Raw genomic sequence first — 2,095 nt, forward strand, 5'->3', positions numbered from 1 at the left:
GCCGCCCACGAAAGTATCTTCACCGTCCCCACCCTGCAGGTGGTTATTGAGCTCATTGCCGATCAGCAAGTCGTTTCCTGCGGAACCTTTGGCATTTTCAATATTTTTCAGGCTATCGGTTCCACCGTCACCATCCAGGGCAGCATTGGCATCAATGCCGTATGAAGCGTTGTGATCTGTGCCGGAAAGGTTAACCGTCACCGCTGAAGAAGCTTCACTGTAATCGACCCAGTCGCCAGTCTGGCCATTAAGGCCCCCATCCAACGTATCGTTACCCCCCCCGGCCCATCAGTGTATCGTCACCGCTGCTGCCAGTGAGGGTGTTTTCAGCAGAGGTGCCTTTCAACACATCGTCTCCGGAACCACCGGAAACGTTCTCAATGGAAATCAGCGTGTCCTGTCCCGACGCTGTTATAACGGGGTTGTGGATATTATCCAGGTCGACTGTGACGCCGGTGGTCTCGTTGCCATAACTGACGGTATCGCTTCCCGCACCACCGTCCAGCCTGTTGGTACCGCCACCACCGCCCAGGGTATCATTCCCATCCAGGCCGAATATTTCATTATCCCCGGTATCCCCAAGCAGTATGTCGCCCTGCCCCGCCAGGTTGGTACCTTCAATGTTTTCAATGGATTGAATGGTATCTGTACCACCCAGGCCATCATCGGAAATACGGCCATCGCTTAGGTCAACTATGACAGCACTGGAAAGAGCGGCAAAACTGACCGTATCGACGCCATCGCCACCTCGAAGTTCATCGTTTCCGGAACCACCATCCAGCACATCGTTCCCGTCGCCGCCTTCGAGAATGTCATTACCAGCACCTCCGATCAGTGTGTCATCGTCCGCGCCCCCCTGGAGGGTATCCTGTCCACCCTTACCATCAAGCCTGTCCATGCCACGACCACTGCTCAGCACATTATCGAGATCATTCCCCGTGAGCGTGTCATTACCATGATCCGTGGTGATATTTTCAAACCCGGTGATGGTATCAGTACCCGTGAACAGGCCGTTCCCATAACTCTCATTGACCGTAACGGAACCCGTTCCATCCGGTGAGGTGCTCAGGTCAACGGTGATATCATCCGGTGTATCAAAAGGACTGGTTACCGTCCCCACCATATCCAGCGTATCAATACCTTCACCACCATCGAGGGTATCGTTACCAAAACCGCCATGGATGGTGTCATCACTGGCACCACCATCAATAACGTCGTCACCCTGATTACCGTTTATGTAGTCATTACCGGCACCGCCACTGATGGTGTCTGTCCCGTCACCACCAGAGATATTGTCATTGCCATCCATTCCGTTAAGGACATTAGCCCCAAAATCACCAATAATCTGATCATTCCAGGCACTACCGGTAGCGTTCTCAATATTGGTCAGGGTGTCTGTATCGCCACTGCTATCGGTGGCGGTTGAGCCAGCCAGATCAACCGTGACAGAACCGGTTTCATCGCTGTAATCCACCGTATCTGAATCTGCGCCACCATCCAGGCTGTCTGCGCCGGCGCCACCTTTCAGGATATCGGTACCCGCACCGCCCGATAGAATGTCATCATCAGCGCCACCGTCCAGTACGTCACCTCCGGCACCACCATAGAGAGTATCTGCGCCGGCACCACCTACCAGAGAGTCATCGCCACTCAAACCGCTAATAACGTCGTCACCGGCAAGGCCGGTCAGTGTATTATCACCAGTATTGCTGGCGTCAACGTATTCGCTACCGGTGATGATATCGTCATGGATTGTGCCGATGACATTCTCAAAATTGCTAATGGCATCAGACGTGCCATAACCGTCATCAGTTACCGATCCGGAGCCAAGGTCTACTTCGACACCACGTTCAGGCCCTATCGTATTACCGCCATATTCATAGCTGTACTGAATCGTGTCAGAACCCGCCCCGCCATCAAGCTGGTCATCACCCATACCGCCGGAAACAAAATCATCACCACCCGCCGCATCAACAATGTCATCACCAACGCCTGCGTGAATAATGTCATCATTGTCGCCTGTTGTTATTTGGTCACTGGTTGGGCTGGTATCCAGTACCAGAGGAGAAAGTTCCGATGAGGAAAGGGTGAGTTC

General features: G+C 53.3%; 1 protein-coding gene and 1 pseudogene. Both read right to left on the reverse strand.

What is annotated here, in order from left to right:
* A pseudogene (locus KDK19_RS15110) lies at window positions 1–264 on the reverse strand (hypothetical protein); the annotation flags it as partial.
* Window positions 265–271: 7 nt separating this feature from the next.
* A partial coding sequence (locus KDK19_RS15115; RefSeq protein ID WP_306801356.1) for a calcium-binding protein occupies window positions 272–2,095 on the reverse strand: 1,824 nt, incomplete at its 5' end.

This window comes from Endozoicomonas sp. ONNA1, assembly GCF_024606325.1.
Classification (GTDB): Bacteria; Pseudomonadota; Gammaproteobacteria; order Pseudomonadales; family Endozoicomonadaceae; genus Endozoicomonas_A.